Origin of the sequence: Pseudoalteromonas sp. S4741, from assembly GCF_005886135.1 — a bacterium.
In the GTDB taxonomy this organism is placed as follows: domain Bacteria; phylum Pseudomonadota; class Gammaproteobacteria; order Enterobacterales; family Alteromonadaceae; genus Pseudoalteromonas; species Pseudoalteromonas tetraodonis.
Map to the genome: position 1 here is coordinate 34,947 of NZ_PNCN01000019.1, position 18,942 is coordinate 53,888.

Genomic DNA, 18,942 nt, shown 5'->3' on the forward strand with positions numbered 1-18,942 from the left:
TTAACAGGAGTGAACAATGGATCATCGACTGGACACACAACGTGAAATACGCGCACAGCATGGTAATCAAATATCTACTAAAAGCTGGCAAACCGAAGCAGCTAAACGCATGCTAATGAATAATTTAGACCCTGATGTTGCCGAGCACCCTCAAGCTTTGGTGGTGTACGGCGGGATTGGCCGTGCAGCCCGTGATTGGCCAAGCTATGACAAAATAATTGAGACGCTTGAGCGCCTTGAAGATGACGAAACCTTATTGGTGCAATCAGGTAAACCAGTGGGGGTATTTAAAACTCATAGCAATGCACCGCGGGTATTAATTGCAAATTCTAACCTTGTTCCGCACTGGGCTAACTGGGAACACTTTAACGAGTTAGATAAGAAAGGCTTGATGATGTACGGCCAAATGACCGCTGGCTCTTGGATTTATATTGGTTCTCAAGGAATTGTTCAAGGCACTTACGAAACCTTTGTAGCTATGGCAAAACAACATTTCTCAGGCGATGCCAAAGGTAAGTGGGTGTTAACAGGTGGCCTGGGAGGAATGGGCGGTGCACAACCATTAGCTGCAACCATGGCTGGCTTTAGTGCCTTAGTGGTGGAATGTGATGAAAGCCGTATCGATTTTCGAATAAAAACAGGGTACGTCGATGTAAAAGCGACAGATCTTGAGCATGCATTAAAATTAATAACCGATGCCTGTGTCAAAGGTGAAGCGCTTTCTGTGGGTTTACTCGGTAACGCGGCTGATGTTTTTAGTACCTTAGTAAAAAGTGGTATTACTCCCGATATAGTCACCGATCAAACCTCAGCCCATGATCCGCTTAACGGCTACCTACCACAAGGTTGGAGTATGGAGCATGCAGAAAAAATGCGAATCGATAATCCACAAGCAGTAGTCAAAGCGGCCAAACAGTCAATGGCTGTTCAAGTAACAGCGATGTTGGCACTGCAAGATGCGGGCGCAGCAACTACTGACTATGGCAATAATATTCGCCAAATGGCGCTCGAAGAAGGCGTAGCAAATGCATTTGATTTCCCTGGATTTGTGCCTGCTTATATTCGTCCATTATTTTGTGAAGGGATTGGTCCGTTTAGGTGGGTAGCACTATCTGGCGATCCTGAAGATATTTACAAAACAGACGCAAAAGTAAAAGAGCTAATTCCTGATGATAAGCATTTGCATAATTGGCTTGATATGGCGCGTGAGCGAATTCAATTTCAAGGCTTGCCTGCACGTATTTGTTGGGTCGGTTTAAAAGATAGAGCGCGCCTTGCTGTTGCCTTTAACGATATGGTTAAAAGCGGTGAGCTTAAAGCGCCGGTAGTTATTGGACGAGATCATCTCGACTCAGGCTCAGTTGCCAGTCCTAACCGTGAAACTGAAAGTATGAAAGATGGCTCCGACGCGGTCTCCGATTGGCCACTATTAAATGCCCTGCTTAATACCGCAGGCGGTGCTACTTGGGTATCGCTTCATCATGGCGGTGGTGTAGGCATGGGGTTTAGCCAGCACTCAGGCGTAGTGATTGTTGCCGATGGTACCGATGAAGCAGAGCAGCGTCTTGCTCGAGTATTATGGAACGATCCCGCGACCGGTGTAATGCGCCATGCTGATGCGGGTTATGAAATTGCAAAAAACTGTGCGCAACAGCAGCAGCTAGACTTACCAATGCTTAATGAGGACAAGTCATGATTTCATATACACTCAAACCGGGTCAGCTTGACTTAAACACGCTAAGAAAAATTAACAAATCAGCCATACACTTAACTCTGGCCAATGATGCACAGGCGCAAATAGCAGCCAGTGCCCAAACAGTACAAAACGTGATAAACGAACATCGCACTGTATATGGTATTAATACTGGCTTTGGGTTATTGGCCAATACTAAAATCGCTGACGATGAACTCGAACTATTACAACGCAGTATCGTGCTTTCACACGCCGCAGGTATTGGTGAGTTAATGGATGACAGCACCGTTAGGTTGATGATCACGCTAAAAATAAACTCCTTATCGCGCGGTTATTCTGGCATTCGCTTAGCTGTGCTTGAGTTTTTTATGCAGCTGCTTAAAAGTGAAGTTTACCCTTGCGTGCCTAAAAAGGGCTCCGTGGGCGCATCGGGCGATTTAGCACCGCTTGCGCATATGTGTTTGCCTTTATTAGGTGAAGGGCAAATGCGTTACCAAGGAGAGCTAATAAGCGCAGAACAGGGGTTAAAAATTGCAGGGCTAGAGCCACTGACATTAGCTGCTAAAGAAGGCTTAGCACTATTAAATGGCACACAGGCCTCTACTGCATTCGCACTGCAGGGCTTATTTAGAGCAGAAGATTTGTACGCACAAAGCTGTGTTATTGGCTCTATAAGTATTGAGGCCGCCATGGGCAGTCGCGCACCGTTTGATGCTCGTATTCATGAGGTTCGTGGTCAAAAAGGGCAAATTGATACCGCGCACGTATTTAGAGAGCTATTAAGCACCCACTCACAAATTAGTGACTCACATATTAATTGTGAAAAAGTACAAGACCCTTATTGCCTGCGCTGCCAACCGCAAGTACTTGGTGCGTGTTTAACCCAAATACGCCAAGCCGCCGAAGTATTACTGTGTGAATCAAACGGGGTAACCGATAACCCACTCGTTTTTGCCGATGTGGGGGATATTATTTCAGGTGGAAACTTTCATGCTGAGCCCGTTGCTATGGCCGCTGATAACCTTGCAATTGCCATTGCCGAAATTGGCGCCTTAGCTGAGCGACGTATTGCCCTACTGATTGACTCTAATTTATCAAAATTGCCGCCATTTTTAGTAAAAAACGGTGGGGTAAATTCAGGATTTATGATTGCTCAAGTCACCGCAGCTGCTCTCGCCTCTGAGAACAAATCCTTAGCACACCCTGCCTCGGTAGATAGCTTACCGACTTCAGCAAATCAGGAAGACCATGTTTCTATGGCAACGTTTGCAGCACGACGACTGGTTGATATGGCTAATAATACGCAAGGCGTACTGGCCATAGAATGGCTCAGTGCTGCCCAAGGGCTTGAGTTTAGAGCGCCACTACGCGCGTGTGATAAAGTAGAAAGTGCCAAAGCACTGCTACGCCAACATGTTAGCTATTACGACAAAGACCGGTATTTTGCTCCCGATATTGAAGCGGCCAACACGCTACTAAATGAAGGTAAATTGTGTGACTTCATAAGCCACTCCCCCTTACCTTCTTATTAAATACCATACTGATAACTAAAACCCAGTGCTTCTATCGCTGAGCCAATAACTTTGCGCTCAGCGACCTCATTACTACTAAAGCTTGGCATTTGTGTGCCATACAGCTCACACTTTTGTGCATAATAATCTTCTTTGGTCGGGTGCGCTGGGTTCACCACATTATAAATGCTCTGTCCTTGCGACCAGTTATTAAGGACCGCATAAATAGCATTGATCACATCTTGTTGATGCACCATATTCACTACTTGCTTACTAGAGGTATTGAGTTCTTTACCCGCCACAAAACGACCAGGCTCTCTATTTGGCCCCAACAATCCAGCTAAGCGAAGCACTTTACCTTGCTGTTCAAGCACTTGCTCTTCGGCGTCATACAGCTTTATTTGTCGCTCGTTAGTGCCTGATATATCGCTGCTTTCACTATAAACGCCAGGTTCTTGGTCATATACCCCAGTCGATGAGCACAATAAAAAACCTTTGCAATTAAGCTCAGTTGCCAGCTTTAACGCCTGCTCAAGCACTTGCGGATAATCACTTTGACTATCTCGACTGCGAGGCGGGATTGCACAGACCCAATACGCATTTTGTAAATCCACTTGGTGCTGCAACTCGCCGTTTTGTAAAACAAACTGACGTTCAAAATCAAATTGATGAGTGTCACTTCGATGAGTCCCCTGCACTTGCCAACCTTGTTTTTGTGCATCAATACATAAGGCTTGGCCAAGCCAGCCAGCGCCAAGAACGACTAAATTATCTTTGTTGGTTTGCACTTTATTTACCCTTATTAAAACTCAATCAACGCGTTTTATAGCGATAAAAAATATAATTAACTTTATGCGACTAAAAATAATATTAGCAAACGCTGGTTGCAGAAGATATTTACACACGCTTTTTTGCAATTAGTAATCTCTTTAATGATACCGCAACCATTCATTACATGTAGATAAAGCGTATGACTTAAGTGACTTACCGAGAGTAATATATAAAACGATTGCTCAATTTAAGCTTTAAAAAACGATGGCTGCTAACAAGGCGTTTAAGGGTGAAATTTAAGCGCTTTGCTCTTGTTTTTAATTTATTCAGCACCATATCTTCAGGGTCTGCTTATCTGCAGTTTTAATCAAGTTTCGTTACATAACGCTATTTTTATGAGCGAGATCTCATTTTTCTGTTTTAAATGAAGATCTTTTTATTGAGGTAGTTTGATGTTTAGCAGAGTCTGGTATAGTAGCGCAGGTAATAAACAGTGCTTTTTAAGCAGCTTAATACAAAATTGCTAATTAATGTGTCCTAAAGGTTAATTTAAAGAATACATTAATTATCAATTGTAAAAAATGGGTTAGCCGATGCACGGCTAGCAAAAAAACACATTGTAACGGTTTTATCATGATATCTAATTTATTTACCAAGATTTTTGGTAGTCGCAATGACCGCACTATTAAAAACCTAAGAAAGACGGTCGCACTGATCAATGCACTTGAAACGCAGCTAGAAGCGCTTTCAGATGAAGATTTAAAAGCTAAAACAGCCGAGTTTAGAGAGCGTTACAATAACGGACAAAGCTTAGGCGATATTCTACCAGAAGCATTTGCAGTGGTACGTGAAGCATCAAAACGTGTAAACGGTATGCGTCATTTCGACGTGCAGTTATTAGGTGGTATGGTTTTACACCAAGGTCGTATCGCAGAAATGCGTACCGGTGAAGGTAAAACACTCACAGCGACACTGCCGGCTTATTTAAATGGTTTAACAGGTAAAGGTGTTCATGTCATTACCGTGAATGACTACTTGGCCAAACGTGATGCTGAAACCAATCGCCCATTATTTGAATTTTTAGGGTTAACCGTAGGCTGTAATGTTCCGGGCATGATGCCGCAACAGAAAAAACAAGCTTATGCAGCTGACATCACTTACGGTACCAATAACGAATTTGGTTTTGATTACCTGCGTGACAATATGGCATTTAGTATTGATGAGCGCGTACAACGCCCATTATTTTATGCTGTAGTGGATGAAGTGGATTCAATCCTTATTGATGAAGCACGTACGCCACTGATTATTTCTGGTCCCGCTGAAGATAGCTCTGAGCTATACACTGAAATTAATACCATTGTTCCTCTACTTGAATTACAAGAAAAAGAAGACGAGGAAGGAATTGAAGGTGATGGCGATTTCACAATCGATGAAAAATCTAAGCAAGTTCATCTTACTGAGCGTGGGCAAATAAAAGTAGAAGAGTTACTTACCGAGCGCGGCCTAATTGAAGAAGGTGACTCACTGTATTCAGCAGCGAACATCACGCTACTTAGCCACGTTTATGCAGCTCTTCGTGCGCACAAGCTTTACCAAAAAGATGTTGACTACGTTATTAAAGAAAACGAAGTCATCATTATTGATGAGCATACAGGTCGCTCTATGGAAGGACGTCGTTGGTCAGAAGGTTTACACCAAGCTGTAGAGGCAAAAGAAGGTGTGAAAATTCAAAACGAGAACCAAACGTTAGCTTCTATTACGTTCCAAAATTACTTCCGCTTGTACGAAACGCTAGCAGGTATGACAGGCACAGCCGACACAGAAGCGTTTGAGTTTCAGTCTATCTACGGTTTAGACACTGTGGTTATGCCAACCAATAAACCAATGATCCGCGATGATCGCGCTGATTTAGTTTACTTAACGCAGGAAGAAAAGTACGAAGCGATTTTAGCAGACATTAAAGACTGTCAAGAACGTGGTCAGCCGGTACTTGTAGGTACTATATCAATTGAAAGCTCTGAGTACTTATCGCAGTTTTTACGCAAAGAAAAAATTAAGCACAATGTACTTAATGCTAAATTCCACGCACAAGAAGCAGACATTGTTTCTGATGCGGGCTTACCTGGTACAGTTACGATTGCCACTAACATGGCCGGTCGTGGTACCGATATCGTACTTGGTGGTAACTGGAACAGCGAAGTTGAAAAACTTGAGAACCCAACTGACGAACAAATTGCTGAAATAAAAGCAGCATGGAAAACTCGCCATGATGCGGTAATTGATGCTGGCGGCTTACACATTATTGGTACTGAGCGTCATGAATCACGTCGTATTGATAACCAATTACGTGGCCGTGCTGGTCGTCAGGGTGATGCCGGCTCTAGCCGTTTTTACCTATCTATGGACGATGCGTTAATGCGTATTTTTGCCGGTGAGCGCATGACTAACATGATGCGTAAACTAGGTATGCAACGCGGTGAAGCGATTGAACATCCATGGGTTAACCGCGCAATCGAAAACGCTCAGCGTAAAGTAGAAGCACGTAACTTTGATGTGCGTAAACAGCTACTTGAGTACGATGATGTAGCAAACGACCAACGTCGTGTTGTTTACTCTCAACGAAATGAATTGCTTGAAGAAGGTGATATTTCAGAAACGATTACCGCTATCCGTGGTGATGTGCTCGCGGGTGTGATTGACCAATACATTGCCCCACAAAGCTTGGCTGAAATGTGGGATATACCAGGGCTTGAAGAACGCTTAAAACAAGATTTCTTAATTGAGTTGCCTATCGCGCAATGGCTAGCTGATGACAATAAACTATACGAAGAGAAACTGCGTGAGCGTATTGAAGAAGCGGTTGAACAAGCTTACAAGCAAAAAGAAGAAATGGTTGGCGATTCTGTACTTCGTCAGTTTGAAAAAGCCATTATGCTTCAAAGTCTTGACCAACATTGGAAAGACCATCTTGCTGCAATGGATCACTTACGCCAAGGTATTCACTTACGTGGTTATGCACAAAAGAACCCTAAGCAAGAGTACAAACGTGAGTCGTTTGAATTGTTCTCTGAAATGCTAGAAAACTTAAAAGTCGATGTCGTCGGTATTTTAAGTAAAGTGCAAGTTCGCGCTGAAGAAGATGTTGAAAAAGTAGAAGAGCAACACCGTAAAAGTGAAAATGCCCCTCGCGAATATCAACATGAAGAAGCAGAGCATGTAGGTGGTGAAGCACCACAAAGCGCTCAGGTTATGGCGCGTAGCGAGCCAAAAGTGGGTCGTAACGATCCATGTCCATGTGGTTCAGGTCAAAAATACAAACAATGTTGTGGTAAATTAAAATAACACCACTTTGTTACGTTAGATAAAAAGCGACGCTTGCGTCGCTTTTTTTATGCTATTTAAGGGAGAGGTAATGACTAAAGTAATCATCAATGTTGCTGTGGGTGTAATTAAAAAAAATAACAATGTGTTTATTTGTAAACGTGCAGATGAACAGCACCAAGGTGGCTTATGGGAATTTCCAGGCGGAAAAGTTGAAGCCGGAGAAAGTGTTTTTCAAGCACTGAAGCGCGAATTATTTGAAGAAGTAGGACTGACTATTCATAGCTCAAGCGAACTTGTCACTATAAAGCATGACTATGGCGATAAATGCGTACGACTTAATGTGCACGTGGTCAGTAACTTTAATGGTCAAGCTCATGGCGCAGAAGGGCAACCAAGCGAATGGGTAAGTATAGACGAACTTGATAACTATGATTTTCCTGCAGCCAATGTCGAGATTATCAGCGCCATAAAAACGAAATATAGCTAAGTATATAAGTAACTAAAAAGCCAGTGAGCATCATGCTCACTGGCTTTTTATTTTTCGATTAGTTTAAGCTAATTTTAGCTTAAATTACCAAATTTTTACGCGATCTTCAGGCTTGATATACATTTTATCGCCCTCTTTAACATCAAACGCTTGGTAAAATTCCGGCATGTTCGACAAAATACCAATTACGCGATAATGACTCGGTGAATGTGAATCGGTCATTAAACGATTGCGCAATGCCTCATCACGGTATTTACGACGCCAAATTTGCGACCAGCCCATAAAGAAGCGTTGGTCGCCCGTATAGCCTTCAATAATGGGCGCTTTAGAATCACCCAGCGATAATTGATACGCTTTATAAGCGACGGTTAAGCCGCCTAAATCACCAATGTTTTCACCCAGTGTCAGCTCACCATTAACGCTGGCATCTTCAAACGGTTTATATTGATTATACTGCGCAACTAAGGCTGCACTTCGCTGTTCAAACTGCTTAAGGTCTGACTCGCTCCACCAATTACGTAAATTGCCATCACCGTCGTATTTTGCACCTTGGTCATCAAAGCCATGGCCTAACTCATGGCCAATAACCGCACCAATAGCACCATAGTTAACCGCATCATCTGCTTCTAAATTAAAGAAAGGAGGCTGCAGAATCGCCGCAGGGAATACTATTTCGTTATTCACTGGGTTGTAGTAAGCATTCACCGTTTGTGGCGTCATATGCCACTCAGAGCGATCAACTGGCTTACCTAATTTAGCAATCATATCTGCATAAGCCCACTCACTGTAGCGAATATAGTTACCTACTAGCTCATCGGGGTTAATCGCTAAATCTGAATAATCTTTCCATTTATCTGGGTAACCAATTTTAGGCGTAAACTTATCCAGCTTTTCTTGCGCCGCAACTTTTGTTTCAGGGCTCATCCACTCAAGGTTTTCAATTGCCACTGAATAGCCTTTAATCACGTTATCAACTAATTCTTCCATGCGCGCTTTCGCTTCTGGCGGGAAGTTTTCTTTAACGTAGACTTTACCCAAAATTTCACCCAGTACACTGTTTGAAGCATCAACGGCTTGCTTCCAAAGTGGCGCTTGCTCTTCAACACCGCGTAACGTGGTGCTGTAAAAATTAAACTTTAAATCCACTAAGTCTTTATTTAGCAACTGCGCGTAATTACTAACAAAATGAAATTTTAAGTAGTTTTGCCAAACCGATAAGTCTGTATTTTTGAAAATGTCTGCAAATTTTTCAAAGTAACTCGGTTGGCTCACAATCAGTTCTTCGGCATCAACACCAACTGCCTCAAAGTAAGCACTTAAATCAAATTCACCCATTAGCTCGTTAGCTGCAGCTACTGACATTTTATTATATGATTTTGTTGCATCACGACTTTGTACCCGACTCCACTGTGCATCAGCAAGTGTCGTTTCAAGGGCAAGTATCGCTTTGGCTGCATCAGCGGCATTATTAACGCCAGCTTTAGCTAAAATATCGGTAATATAGGTTTGATATGCCGCGCGAATTTTTGTGAATTTTTCATCATCTTTTAAATAATAATCACGGTCAGGTAAACCAAGTCCCGCTTGATAGGCATAAAGCGCATTTTCACTTGAGTTTTTAGCATCATTATTAACATACCAGCCAAAAGGAAGATCTCCGCCTTTAACTTGTAGCTGTGCCATCAGTGTGACCAACGCGGCTTTATCTTTTACTGTATCAATGCTTTTAATAGCCGGCTCAAGTGGTAACATCCCTAACTCTTCACGAGCATTTTCAGCCATGTAGCTAGTATAAAATGCGCCGATCTTATATTCATCCGAACCTGGCTTTGCGCTGCTATTGGTACTGGCGTTTTCTAGTACTGTTTTCATTGCCTTTTGCGATTCATCATATAACTGTGAGAACGACCCATAGTTTGACTTATCGCTAGGGATTTCAGTTTTTTCTAACCATTTACCGTTTACGTGATAGTAAAAATCATCCTGTGCACGAACACTTTCATCGATATTTTGTAAATCAACACCTAAGGCACCAGGGGTTGCCACCGGTGCGGTTACTGTTGTTGCTTCTGCTTGCATTTCTTGTGGCTTTTCGCCGCAACCAACCAAACCTAACGCCAATGCAATACTGGCGGCAGTCATTGTTATTTTTTTCATAAGAATTCCGTATATTAATTAGAATAAATACGCATTTCATTAAGGTTTGATAACTCAAAAAAACAACAATAGGATGAAGTCTATTATCTGCTTAATGAAATACGCATCAGCTACAACCTAATTTAGGAAGTACTAACTAGGCATCATAAACCTGATTTAAATAACAATAAAATCGAATATGTAACAAAGTATTTTAAAGCCAGCAAAACAAACCGAGTAAGGTGTTAAATGGTATTTAATTAGGGCTTATTTTTACCATGCAAAGCTAAGCGTTGAAGCTTTTCTTTTAATGACGGTGGAGCAGAATCGGCGATCGCATTTAAATAATCAGCCGTTTGTTCACTCATTTTAAGGGAGTTTGTTGGTTTGCCATCAGCCACTTTAGGTCGGGTGCTTAACCGTTGAGTTGCCTGTGGATTGGCGGTAATTTTTATTTGCCCAAGCTCAGCCATACCCGCGGCTCTAAAATGCGATTGCATGTCCATTTTTAAATAATTTAGCCTAAGCGCAATAGGTGCAGAAACGGCTTCTATCATTAAGGTGCCGTCACGGTAATTACTTACTCGGCACTTTTCACCTAACTTAGGGCCTAAGAAATCGCGCAACAATTGTTGCTGTGTATCAAGTGCTTGGCTTTTTCCCGCATAAGCTGCTAAACGATTGTTCAGCCCAGCCATAATATCGGTTAACGGTTTTGGCGCATATCTATCTTTAGCCATATCACACCTTAAAAACATCAAAAGAAGGTTTGCTTAAATTAAACTTAATTTAAGCAAACAAAGTGGGTGTATACCAATTCGCTGAATTAAATGTTATTGCGGATGGGTATTAAGCACCTGCTACTTGCATTTGCTCAATCAGCACTGAGCCCGTTTGAATACCACCACGTCGCTCTATATCGCCACCTATAGCAGAAATACCTTTGAACATATCTTTTAAATTACCAGCAATCGTAATTTCGCTTACTGGGTATTGTATTTTCCCATTTTCAACCCAAAAACCAGCCGCACCGCGAGAGTAGTCACCGGTTACGGTATTCACGCCCTGCCCCATCAATTCTGTAACTAATAAGCCCGTACCCATGGTTTTTAATAATGCAGTTAAATCTTGATGCGTTTGTTCTACTAACCAATTATGAATACCGCCAGCGTGCCCTGTTGGGGTCATGTTCATTTTACGTGCCGCATAGCTTGCTAATAAATACGTTTGCAGCTCGCCGCCGTGAATTATTTCTCTGTCGAGAGTTTTAACTCCTTCGCTATCAAATGGCGATGATGCTAAGCCTTTAAGTAAGTGCGGACGCTCTGAAATATTAACGGTTTTGCTAAATACCTGCGTGCCTAAGCTATCCAATAAAAAGCTGGATTTACGATACAGTGCGCCACCACCAATTGCTGATACCAAATGGCCAAACAATGAATTAGCAATATCGGCTCTAAAAATAACCGGCACTTTCATGGTGCCTAGTTTTTGGCTGTTTAGTTTTGCTAGGGTTTCTTCAGCGGCTTCAAGTCCAACACTTGCTGCATCTTTTAACCCTGCTTGATCGCGAGAAATCGTGTAGGCTGAGTCGCGCTGCATATGCTCACCCTCTTTGCCTATTACCATAGTGCTAATGCTGTGACGAGTTCGAGGGAAGCCGGCAATTAAACCATGGCTATTACCATACACTCGCAAACCTTGATGCGATGAAAAGCTCGCGCCATCTGAATTCACAATTCGCTCATCGGCGTTTAATGCGGCTTGCTCTGCTGCATGACACAAATCAATTCCTTGCTCAGGGCTTACATCCCAAGGATGAAATAAATCTAAATCTTTAGGCGAAAACTCAAGCAGTTCTTTATCAGCAATACCATTGCACGGATCATCTGAGGTGAATTTAGCAATATCGATGGCTTTTTCGACCACAGCACGTAATGTTTTAGGATTTAAATCAGCCGTTGATGCCGAGCCTTTGTTATTACCAACATACACGCTAATGCCTAAACCACCGTCTTGATTAAACTCAATGGTTTCTACCTCGCCCATGCGCGTACTTACCGATAGCCCTGATGTGCTTGACATAGCAGCTTCTGCAGCAGTAGCGCCTAGCTTTTTAGCATGTTCAAGTACTTCAGAAACGGCATCTTTTACTTGAGAAATTTGCGAATATATTGGATCTTGGTGTTGGCTTTTCATAAATTCTGTCCTGAGCCCTGAAGGCCATGTTGCACACATTTTTTATATTTAAATGCTAACACACTCACTGCACCACATCAGCTAATATTAATCACTAAAAGAATCGCGTATAATAGATAAAGTTATTTTTACTTAAGAGCACCCCATGGCGAAGAAAAAAGGCAAGCCTGCTGAAATTGAAGAAGAAATTATATATGTATCAAAAAGTGAACTTAAGCGCGAGGCGCAAGAGTTTCATCAGTTAGGATCTGAAATTGCCAAAATGGGTAAAAAGCAGCGCGAACGCCTGCCGCTCAATGATGACTTAAAAGAAGCAATGGTGGTTGCTGATAAAATAAGTAATAAAAGTGATGCCTACCGCCGACATTTAAATTACATCGCAAAAACCCTTCGTACGGTAGAAAATATTGAAGAAATTAAAGCGATCATTGATGTCATGCTAAATAAAAATAACCAAGCTGAGGTTATGATCAAAAAAATTGAGCAACTGCGCAGTGATTTAATTGAACAAGGCGATGACTTAATCAACGAAACAATTGAACAATATCCAGCTCTTGAGCGCCAAAAAATGCGCCAAATGGTGCGTAATGCTGCCAAAGAAGTAAAAGCTGAAAAACCAGCGAGAAGCTACAAAGAGTTATTTCAGTACTTAAAAGACGCCATAATGTAACGCAGCCGCGTTATATATTAAAAGGTGCTGCGGCACCTTTTTTTGTTGTAGATCAAAGCCTCCTCCCCTTTGCTTTTTTACAATACGCAGCAACTTAAAAGATAAGGTGCGCGTGATGATTAAACTTCCTCAATGGGATCAAACTTTAATAAACAAATACAATGTATCGGGCCCGCGTTACACGTCTTACCCGACCGCACTTTCGTTAGCTGATGGTTATCAGCAACAAGATTTGATTAGCGCTATTGAATCATCGCAAACCCGTTCGTTGTCTTTATATATCCATATTCCTTTTTGTAGTCAGCTTTGTTATTACTGTGGCTGTAATAAAGTCATTACTCGCCACCAATCTAAAGCCGATACCTACCTAGACTTTTTAGCTAAAGAAATTGCAGCACAAGCGCCGCTGTTTCAAGATTATCGGGTTGAGCAATTACATTTGGGGGGCGGCACACCAACCTTTTTAACCGCAGCGCAAATGACGCGCTTAGTAAAACTGCTAGAGCAACACTTTAACTTTAGCGATACCTGCGAGCGCGGTATCGAAATCGACCCTCGCTCACTGGCTGACAATATGCTGGTTGATTTAAGCGAGTTGGGGTTTAATCGTGTGTCATTTGGTATTCAAGATTTTAATGATCAGGTTCAGCTGGCTGTTAATCGCCCTCAGCATGTTGATGAGGTAAAACAATTAATTACCCAAGCAAAACAGTTGGGCTTTAAATCAATTAATGCAGATATGATTTATGGCCTGCCTCTACAAACACCTGAGAGTTTTAAGCAAACTATTGAGCAACTGATTGCCTTAAACCCTGACCGAGTTTCAGTATTTAACTATGCTCATTTACCAGAACGTTTTGCCGCCCAACGTAAAATTAAAGACGCCGATTTACCCAGTGCGCATAATAAGCTCACCATGTTTAAAAATACACTAGAGCAAATGACGCAGGCGGGCTATCAATTTATAGGTATGGATCACTTTGCAAAAGTTGATAATGAATTGGCTATTGCTCAAAATACTGGTCAGCTGCATCGTAATTTTCAAGGCTACACCACTCATGGTGAGTGCGACTTATTGGGCTTAGGGGTCTCGTCTATTTCGCAAATAGGCACAGCGATATTACAAAATAAAAAAGAGTTAAAACATTATTATCAAGCAGTTGATGAGCAAGCAGGCAGTGCCATTAATAAAGGCATGCATTTAACCCAAGATGATCTTATTCGCGCCGATGCGATTAAGCAGCTTATTTGCCAGTTTGAGCTTGATATGAGCGTATTCGCTAACAGACATAAAATCAGCTTTAATGACTACTTTCAAGATGCTTTAGAGGCACTCGCACCATTAATTGCCGATGAAATGGTAACAATAGAAAACAACCTAATTAGCGTAACACCAAAAGGGAATTTATTTATTCGTATTATTTGTATGTGCTTTGATGCGCATTTACAAAAACAGATAAATGCCACTCGCTTCTCACGCGTTATATAATTTAAAACTAGCACGTATAGAAAAGCAGACCAAGGTCTGCTTTTTTATATATGCCGTAAAATCTAAGCGCTAGTTAAAAACCACGTTTTCGCTGCCTTGGGCTGCTTTAAACTCAACAATAATTTTTTTACAGTCAGCTTCAATTTCATCACTCAGTGATTCTTCTGCACGCCAGCGCGCCGTGTCTTGCTTAAAAATTTCTTTTTTAGCGTACTTTTTGCGCGAATCATGGGTTGGCATTTCTTTTACCACGTCGTACATTTTATAAATACCCGGGTATGCACTCGTTAGGTCGCGCTCAGTATCAAAACTATATTGCGACATAAGCACCCAAATACGTAAGCACCCCTCAGAATAATCACATTGCTTTTCATTCATAGCACGTGCAATTAAATGAATACTATCGGCTAACTTCGCGTTACGCTTTAAACGCGACTGTTTTAGCTTTTGCTGTTGCTCTGCCTGTTTTTTGCTAATTAGCTTTTTTTGCACATTTAGCTTATAGAGCAACTGACCCGCATAAAATGCCAAGCCCGCTATAATAGCAGCACCTACAACTAAGGCTAAGATCACTGCTGTACTCATTGCGTGTCCTTATTACTTATCTTCGTCGTCATCTAGCCATTCATTCGCTAGATCGTTTGATAGGTATTGATCAAAGTCTGAATTACTGTCTTCATCGCTGAAGTCATCTTCAAACTCTTCTTCATCTTCAATGCCTAATAATTTACAAAGCACTTGGTGACGCGCTATGCGGCTATTGAAGTATTTTGCATCTTTACCCGTTAGCATTTCACCTTGCTCATGACGCTCAACTAATTTAAGTAAGCGCTCATCATTTTCAAGGACTTCTAACTCTTGTTCAGGCGTTAATTCTGGTTCAACGGCCTTTTTAAGCTCAGCTACAGGTTTAAGGTTACGTTTCATTTCGATTTTTGGTTCAGCAGCAGGTGCAACCAATGGCACTGCTTTTTTACTACCAACGCGTTTATCTTTAGTAGCCGAACTTGCTTTTTGAGTGTCATTACTCAATGCATCCGGTGCATTACGTGAACCAGGCTTAGCACCCTTAGTTTTTTTAACACGTTGCTCTTTCAATGCGCGCATTTCTCTAAGCTTATCTTGGCTTAAACGAACGGGACCATTTGATGGTATTTTACGTGACTTTTTCTTTCTACTCATATCTTGATCGTCTCACTTAAGAGGTTTTGAGCGAGGCGCAACTCAATGGGCATCGCGGTGCTGGCCTAGCCAGGAGAATTCAGTTTGGGCATTTTGTGCGCCAAAGCACAGTTAAGGTGCTTTTTTTTAAACGGGGGGTATTGTAACAGGACAAATAAAAAGGCGGTAGAGAAAACATCTCTACCGCCTACTAATCTGAGCGCCGTTATATGGACACTTCTCCCTTCGACTTTTTAGCCTTTATTGTTTTTATTATTATTTTCTATCCGTATTTTTATTATTTATCTTCCGTGTAGCATTCCATTTTGTTTTTATTATTAAACTTCCATGAGTATTTTATTATTTTCGGTCTTCCTAACACTTTTTTGATATTTCCTTTGGTAGCACACTCTATGTGCTATTCAGTCGTGCCGCGCTACTATCCTTATAACGTTTTCCTATTTGTTATTGTTTTTGCGACAGGGGTTAATTTACTCGTTAATAATTTTGTTACAACTAATTTATATCTTTTTTATTGTACTACACATGATAAAAAGCACTAAAAAATATTAATTACAAGAAGTTACATTAAAAAATAAAAATAAAATGAGATTTTTCTTACATCAAAGCATGGTCAATGTCTTACAAGAGAAGGAGCTTTATCGGTCACGGCAGGCACAAAAAAAGCAGCTAAAGCTGCCTTTTTCACTAATTAACAATATATTATGTTAACAACATCTAAATAAATACGACTTTAGTGTAGACCACCAAGGTATTTAGAGAGTGTTTCAATGTCTTTATCTGTTAGTTTCTTTGCAATGTCCTGCATAACACCATTTAGGTCGTTATTACGAACACCATCTCTGAACTGTTCAAGTTGTGACTTGATGTATTCTGGATGTTGGAAAGAAATCTTTGGGAATTTAGCAAGTGAAGAGCCATTACCACGTGGACCATGACAAGCCGCACATGATGGGATACCGCGCTCAGCATCACCTGCTTTATATAACATGGCGCCTGTTTCTTGAACATCTTTCGGTGTAGCACCTTCAGACATGTTCAAAGAAGCAAAGTAAGCAGCCAAGTCTTTCATATCTTGATCACTTAATGGCATTGCCATGCCGCTCATTACTGGATTCATACGACCTTCTTTACCGCCCGAAGTCATACCTAATTTAAATTCAGTAAGCTGCTTGTATATGTAATCTGCGTGTTGGCCTGCAATTTTTGGGTAGATGTTAACCGGCGCATTACCGTCTGGGCCGTGACAAGCCGCACACGTTGCTGATTTTTCTTTACCTGCGTTTACATCGCCATCAAATGCTGTTGCGTTGCTTGCTGACAACGCACCAAGCAATATAGTTAAAGATAGTGCTATTTTTTTCATGGTGAATTCTCTGTTTCCGACCCTGTATCATCTACAATATGGATGTTGTGATTTTTATATTCTACACGATATTAAATTCTCTGGCACGTTTTCTACACACATTAAACCTATAAATTATAGGGTTTTGAGTAAAATTAAACGCTAAGCCAGTTAAAATGTACTGTCAGCAATGATCTTACATGCTCAAATACACTTTTTAATAGCTACTTTATAGTATAAAATACGCGTCACGGGTGAATTTGGTTTACCCAATGTTATTTTTTAAGTTTTAGGAGAGCCTGTGCTCAAATCTCGTATCAAGTATAACACTGCGTCTTTTGTTACAAGCGCGCCAGACATCACTAAATTACCTGCTGATACGGGAATTGAAGTCGCGTTTGCCGGTCGCTCTAATGCAGGTAAATCAAGTGCGCTAAATGCCCTAACCGATCAAAAGTTAGCACGAACCAGTAAAACACCCGGCCGTACTCAGCTGATCAACACCTTTGAACTTGCCGATGTAGATAATATGCGCCTAATTGACCTACCTGGCTATGGGTTTGCAAAAGTGCCGATTGAAATGAAAAAGAAATGGCAAAAATCGCTAGGCGAATACCTGCAAAAACGTCAAAGTTTAAAAGGTATTGTGGTATTAATGGATATTCGTCATCCATTAAAAGATTTAGACCGCGACTTAATTAATTGGGCTGTAGGCAGTGAAATTCCGGTATTGGCACTATTAACTAAAGCCGATAAGCTAAAGCAAGGTCCGCGTAAATCACAAGTTCTTAGTGTTCGTCGTGAGTTAAGTGGATTAGATGGCGATATTACGGTTCATGCATTTTCATCACTTAAAGGCACCGGCTTACCAGAAGTCGCTAAAAAGCTAGATGAGTGGTATTTAGGCCCAATAGTGGCCGTTCCACCTGCTGATTTAGCAACGCCAGATAGCGAATAATTACTGTAAGTAAAATTTTTGCTGTGCGGAGGTAATAAAATAGCCGAGCTCATCTGTTTCGGCTATTTCAGCCCACTGATAAAACACATTACGCGCAACTCGCGCAAAGCAGCCGTAGGGTAACTGCATATAAGGCACGGCCGCGCCTTTGTAGTCATTGATATAAAGTGACTCAGAACGACTTAATAGCCATGTACGGTTTAAATTATCAATACAACAAATAACGCTTCCCTCTGATGTCGGTTCACTGTGCCAATTTACAATAATAAAAGGCGCATCCTTAACCTCAATCGCGATTTTTTCTACAGGTGTTTTTAAGTAAAACTGCCCATCTTCGTTGCATAATACACTGGCAAAAAGTTTCACCATTGATTGACGGGTAATTTCACTACCTGCGTAAAACCATTTACCTTGCTCATCAATCAATAATGGTAACTGCCCGCAATAAGCGGGCTGCCATTGTTCAAAAGGTTTGCTTGGCTCGCTGAGTTGCTTGCTAAGCTCGTTAAGTGAAATCACTGTTTTTTAAATGTTAGTGCAAAAGTAACCGGTACAGCAGTAGCAATTGAAGGTAATCCGGCTAATTTTTGTAACTGCATTACCCCTTCAGTGATCTTAAAGTCATCACTGTTGATAATAATAGGGGAGAATGATGCCACACTTAAATCTCCATTGGCCGCACTGCTTACGAGTACATCAACAGCAAGTGGCTTTTTATGGCCATGAAAGTCTAGCTCAGCGCTAATACCTTTTAATACGTACTGCCCAGGTTGCTTAATAAGTGACAACTTATCAGATAAGTCAGCGGTTAATACTGCGTTTGCAAACGTGTCAGACTCAAACAATATCTTACTTAAACGTTCGTTACGGATTGGGATAAAGGTTTCGGCTGAGGTTAAATCAACGTTTACGCTAAATTGACCCTGATCGCTCAGCTGCCCTGCTAACTGAGTAAAGTGACTTGCTTCAGCAATGCTATTTTTTTTAATTGATACAAAACTTAATTGGCTTTTATCGTTCAATAGTTGCCAGTTTGCCGATGCAGCACCTGAAACTAGTAAACATGATAAAGATAAACCTGCGATAGCTAACGTTTTAAACATAATGCACTCCTAAAATAAAAAGACTTATACCGGTAAAAATAATACTTTGATCAGCCAAGCTGAAAATCATTAGT

General features: G+C 41.3%; 16 protein-coding genes. 7 read left to right on the top strand and 9 right to left on the bottom strand.

Translation table 11 applies throughout. The features are described 5' to 3' along the window. Window positions 1-16: 16 nt before the first annotated feature. The gene (gene hutU, locus CWC30_RS03000) at window positions 17-1,696 is read left to right on the top strand and encodes a urocanate hydratase (RefSeq protein WP_069438806.1); all 1,680 of its coding nucleotides are present in this window, start codon (window positions 17-19) and stop codon (window positions 1,694-1,696) included. Then, window positions 1,693-3,225, top strand: a complete 1,533-nt coding sequence (gene hutH, locus CWC30_RS03005; protein ID WP_138626385.1) for a histidine ammonia-lyase — start codon at window positions 1,693-1,695, stop codon at window positions 3,223-3,225. The genes hutU and hutH overlap by 4 nt, the downstream gene beginning before the upstream one ends. On the opposite strand, the gene CWC30_RS03010 is transcribed toward hutH, so the two are convergent. Beyond that, the gene (locus CWC30_RS03010) at window positions 3,222-3,992 is read right to left on the bottom strand and encodes a Rossmann-fold NAD(P)-binding domain-containing protein (RefSeq protein WP_069438804.1); all 771 of its coding nucleotides are present in this window, start codon (window positions 3,990-3,992) and stop codon (window positions 3,222-3,224) included. The genes hutH and CWC30_RS03010 overlap by 4 nt on opposite strands. 616 nt (window positions 3,993-4,608) lie before the next feature. On the opposite strand from CWC30_RS03010, the gene secA reads away from it, so the two are divergent. Both secA and mutT read left to right on the top strand, forming a co-directional pair. Next, window positions 4,609-7,317, top strand: coding sequence for a preprotein translocase subunit SecA (gene secA, locus CWC30_RS03015; RefSeq protein ID WP_036981064.1), 2,709 nt, complete (start codon window positions 4,609-4,611; stop codon window positions 7,315-7,317). 70 nt (window positions 7,318-7,387) lie between these two features. After that, window positions 7,388-7,786, top strand: coding sequence for an 8-oxo-dGTP diphosphatase MutT (gene mutT / locus CWC30_RS03020; RefSeq protein ID WP_138626386.1), 399 nt, complete (start codon window positions 7,388-7,390; stop codon window positions 7,784-7,786). An 84-nt stretch (window positions 7,787-7,870) separates the two neighbouring features. On the opposite strand, the gene CWC30_RS03025 is transcribed toward mutT, so the two are convergent. The 3 genes from CWC30_RS03025 to pmbA all read right to left on the bottom strand — a co-directional run bounded on the left by CWC30_RS03025 (window position 7,871) and on the right by pmbA (window position 12,121). Beyond that, the gene (locus tag CWC30_RS03025; RefSeq protein ID WP_138626387.1) at window positions 7,871-9,943 is read right to left on the bottom strand and encodes a M13 family metallopeptidase; all 2,073 of its coding nucleotides are present in this window, start codon (window positions 9,941-9,943) and stop codon (window positions 7,871-7,873) included. Between the two features lie 239 nt (window positions 9,944-10,182). After that, window positions 10,183-10,662 carry a DciA family protein gene (locus CWC30_RS03030; protein ID WP_036955747.1) on the bottom strand — a complete coding sequence of 160 codons (480 nt, stop codon included), beginning with the start codon at window positions 10,660-10,662 and terminating at the stop codon, window positions 10,183-10,185. A 109-nt stretch (window positions 10,663-10,771) separates the two neighbouring features. Continuing rightward, window positions 10,772-12,121, bottom strand: coding sequence for a metalloprotease PmbA (gene pmbA, locus CWC30_RS03035; RefSeq protein WP_138626388.1), 1,350 nt, complete (start codon window positions 12,119-12,121; stop codon window positions 10,772-10,774). 145 nt (window positions 12,122-12,266) lie between these two features. Here pmbA and yjgA point away from each other — a divergent pair, with 145 nt between their 5' ends. Both yjgA and hemN read left to right on the top strand, forming a co-directional pair. After that, window positions 12,267-12,791 carry a ribosome biogenesis factor YjgA gene (yjgA, locus tag CWC30_RS03040; RefSeq protein ID WP_013463882.1) on the top strand — a complete coding sequence of 175 codons (525 nt, stop codon included), beginning with the start codon at window positions 12,267-12,269 and terminating at the stop codon, window positions 12,789-12,791. Between the two features lie 115 nt (window positions 12,792-12,906). Further along, the gene (hemN, locus tag CWC30_RS03045) at window positions 12,907-14,280 is read left to right on the top strand and encodes an oxygen-independent coproporphyrinogen III oxidase (protein ID WP_036981059.1); all 1,374 of its coding nucleotides are present in this window, start codon (window positions 12,907-12,909) and stop codon (window positions 14,278-14,280) included. A 69-nt stretch (window positions 14,281-14,349) separates the two neighbouring features. Here hemN and CWC30_RS03050 read toward each other — a convergent pair whose 3' ends face one another. The 3 genes from CWC30_RS03050 to CWC30_RS03060 all read right to left on the bottom strand — a co-directional run bounded on the left by CWC30_RS03050 (window position 14,350) and on the right by CWC30_RS03060 (window position 16,828). Then, window positions 14,350-14,865, bottom strand: coding sequence for a DUF2489 domain-containing protein (locus tag CWC30_RS03050; protein WP_024602131.1), 516 nt, complete (start codon window positions 14,863-14,865; stop codon window positions 14,350-14,352). 12 nt (window positions 14,866-14,877) lie between these two features. Then, window positions 14,878-15,462 carry a Der GTPase-activating protein YihI gene (gene yihI / locus CWC30_RS03055; RefSeq protein WP_036981057.1) on the bottom strand — a complete coding sequence of 195 codons (585 nt, stop codon included), beginning with the start codon at window positions 15,460-15,462 and terminating at the stop codon, window positions 14,878-14,880. A gap of 733 nt (window positions 15,463-16,195) precedes the next feature. Then, window positions 16,196-16,828, bottom strand: a complete 633-nt coding sequence (locus tag CWC30_RS03060) for a c-type cytochrome (RefSeq protein ID WP_013463877.1) — start codon at window positions 16,826-16,828, stop codon at window positions 16,196-16,198. Window positions 16,829-17,108: 280 nt separating this feature from the next. On the opposite strand from CWC30_RS03060, the gene yihA reads away from it, so the two are divergent. Continuing rightward, window positions 17,109-17,765 carry a ribosome biogenesis GTP-binding protein YihA/YsxC gene (yihA, locus tag CWC30_RS03065; protein WP_138626389.1) on the top strand — a complete coding sequence of 219 codons (657 nt, stop codon included), beginning with the start codon at window positions 17,109-17,111 and terminating at the stop codon, window positions 17,763-17,765. On the opposite strand, the gene CWC30_RS03070 is transcribed toward yihA, so the two are convergent. Further along, window positions 17,766-18,284 carry a DUF1285 domain-containing protein gene (locus CWC30_RS03070; protein WP_138626390.1) on the bottom strand — a complete coding sequence of 173 codons (519 nt, stop codon included), beginning with the start codon at window positions 18,282-18,284 and terminating at the stop codon, window positions 17,766-17,768. Then, window positions 18,281-18,868: a YceI family protein gene (locus CWC30_RS03075; RefSeq protein ID WP_036981054.1), complete on the bottom strand. Its 588-nt coding sequence runs from the start codon at window positions 18,866-18,868 to the stop codon at window positions 18,281-18,283. The genes CWC30_RS03070 and CWC30_RS03075 overlap by 4 nt, the downstream gene beginning before the upstream one ends. Between the last annotated feature and the right edge of the window lie 74 nt (window positions 18,869-18,942).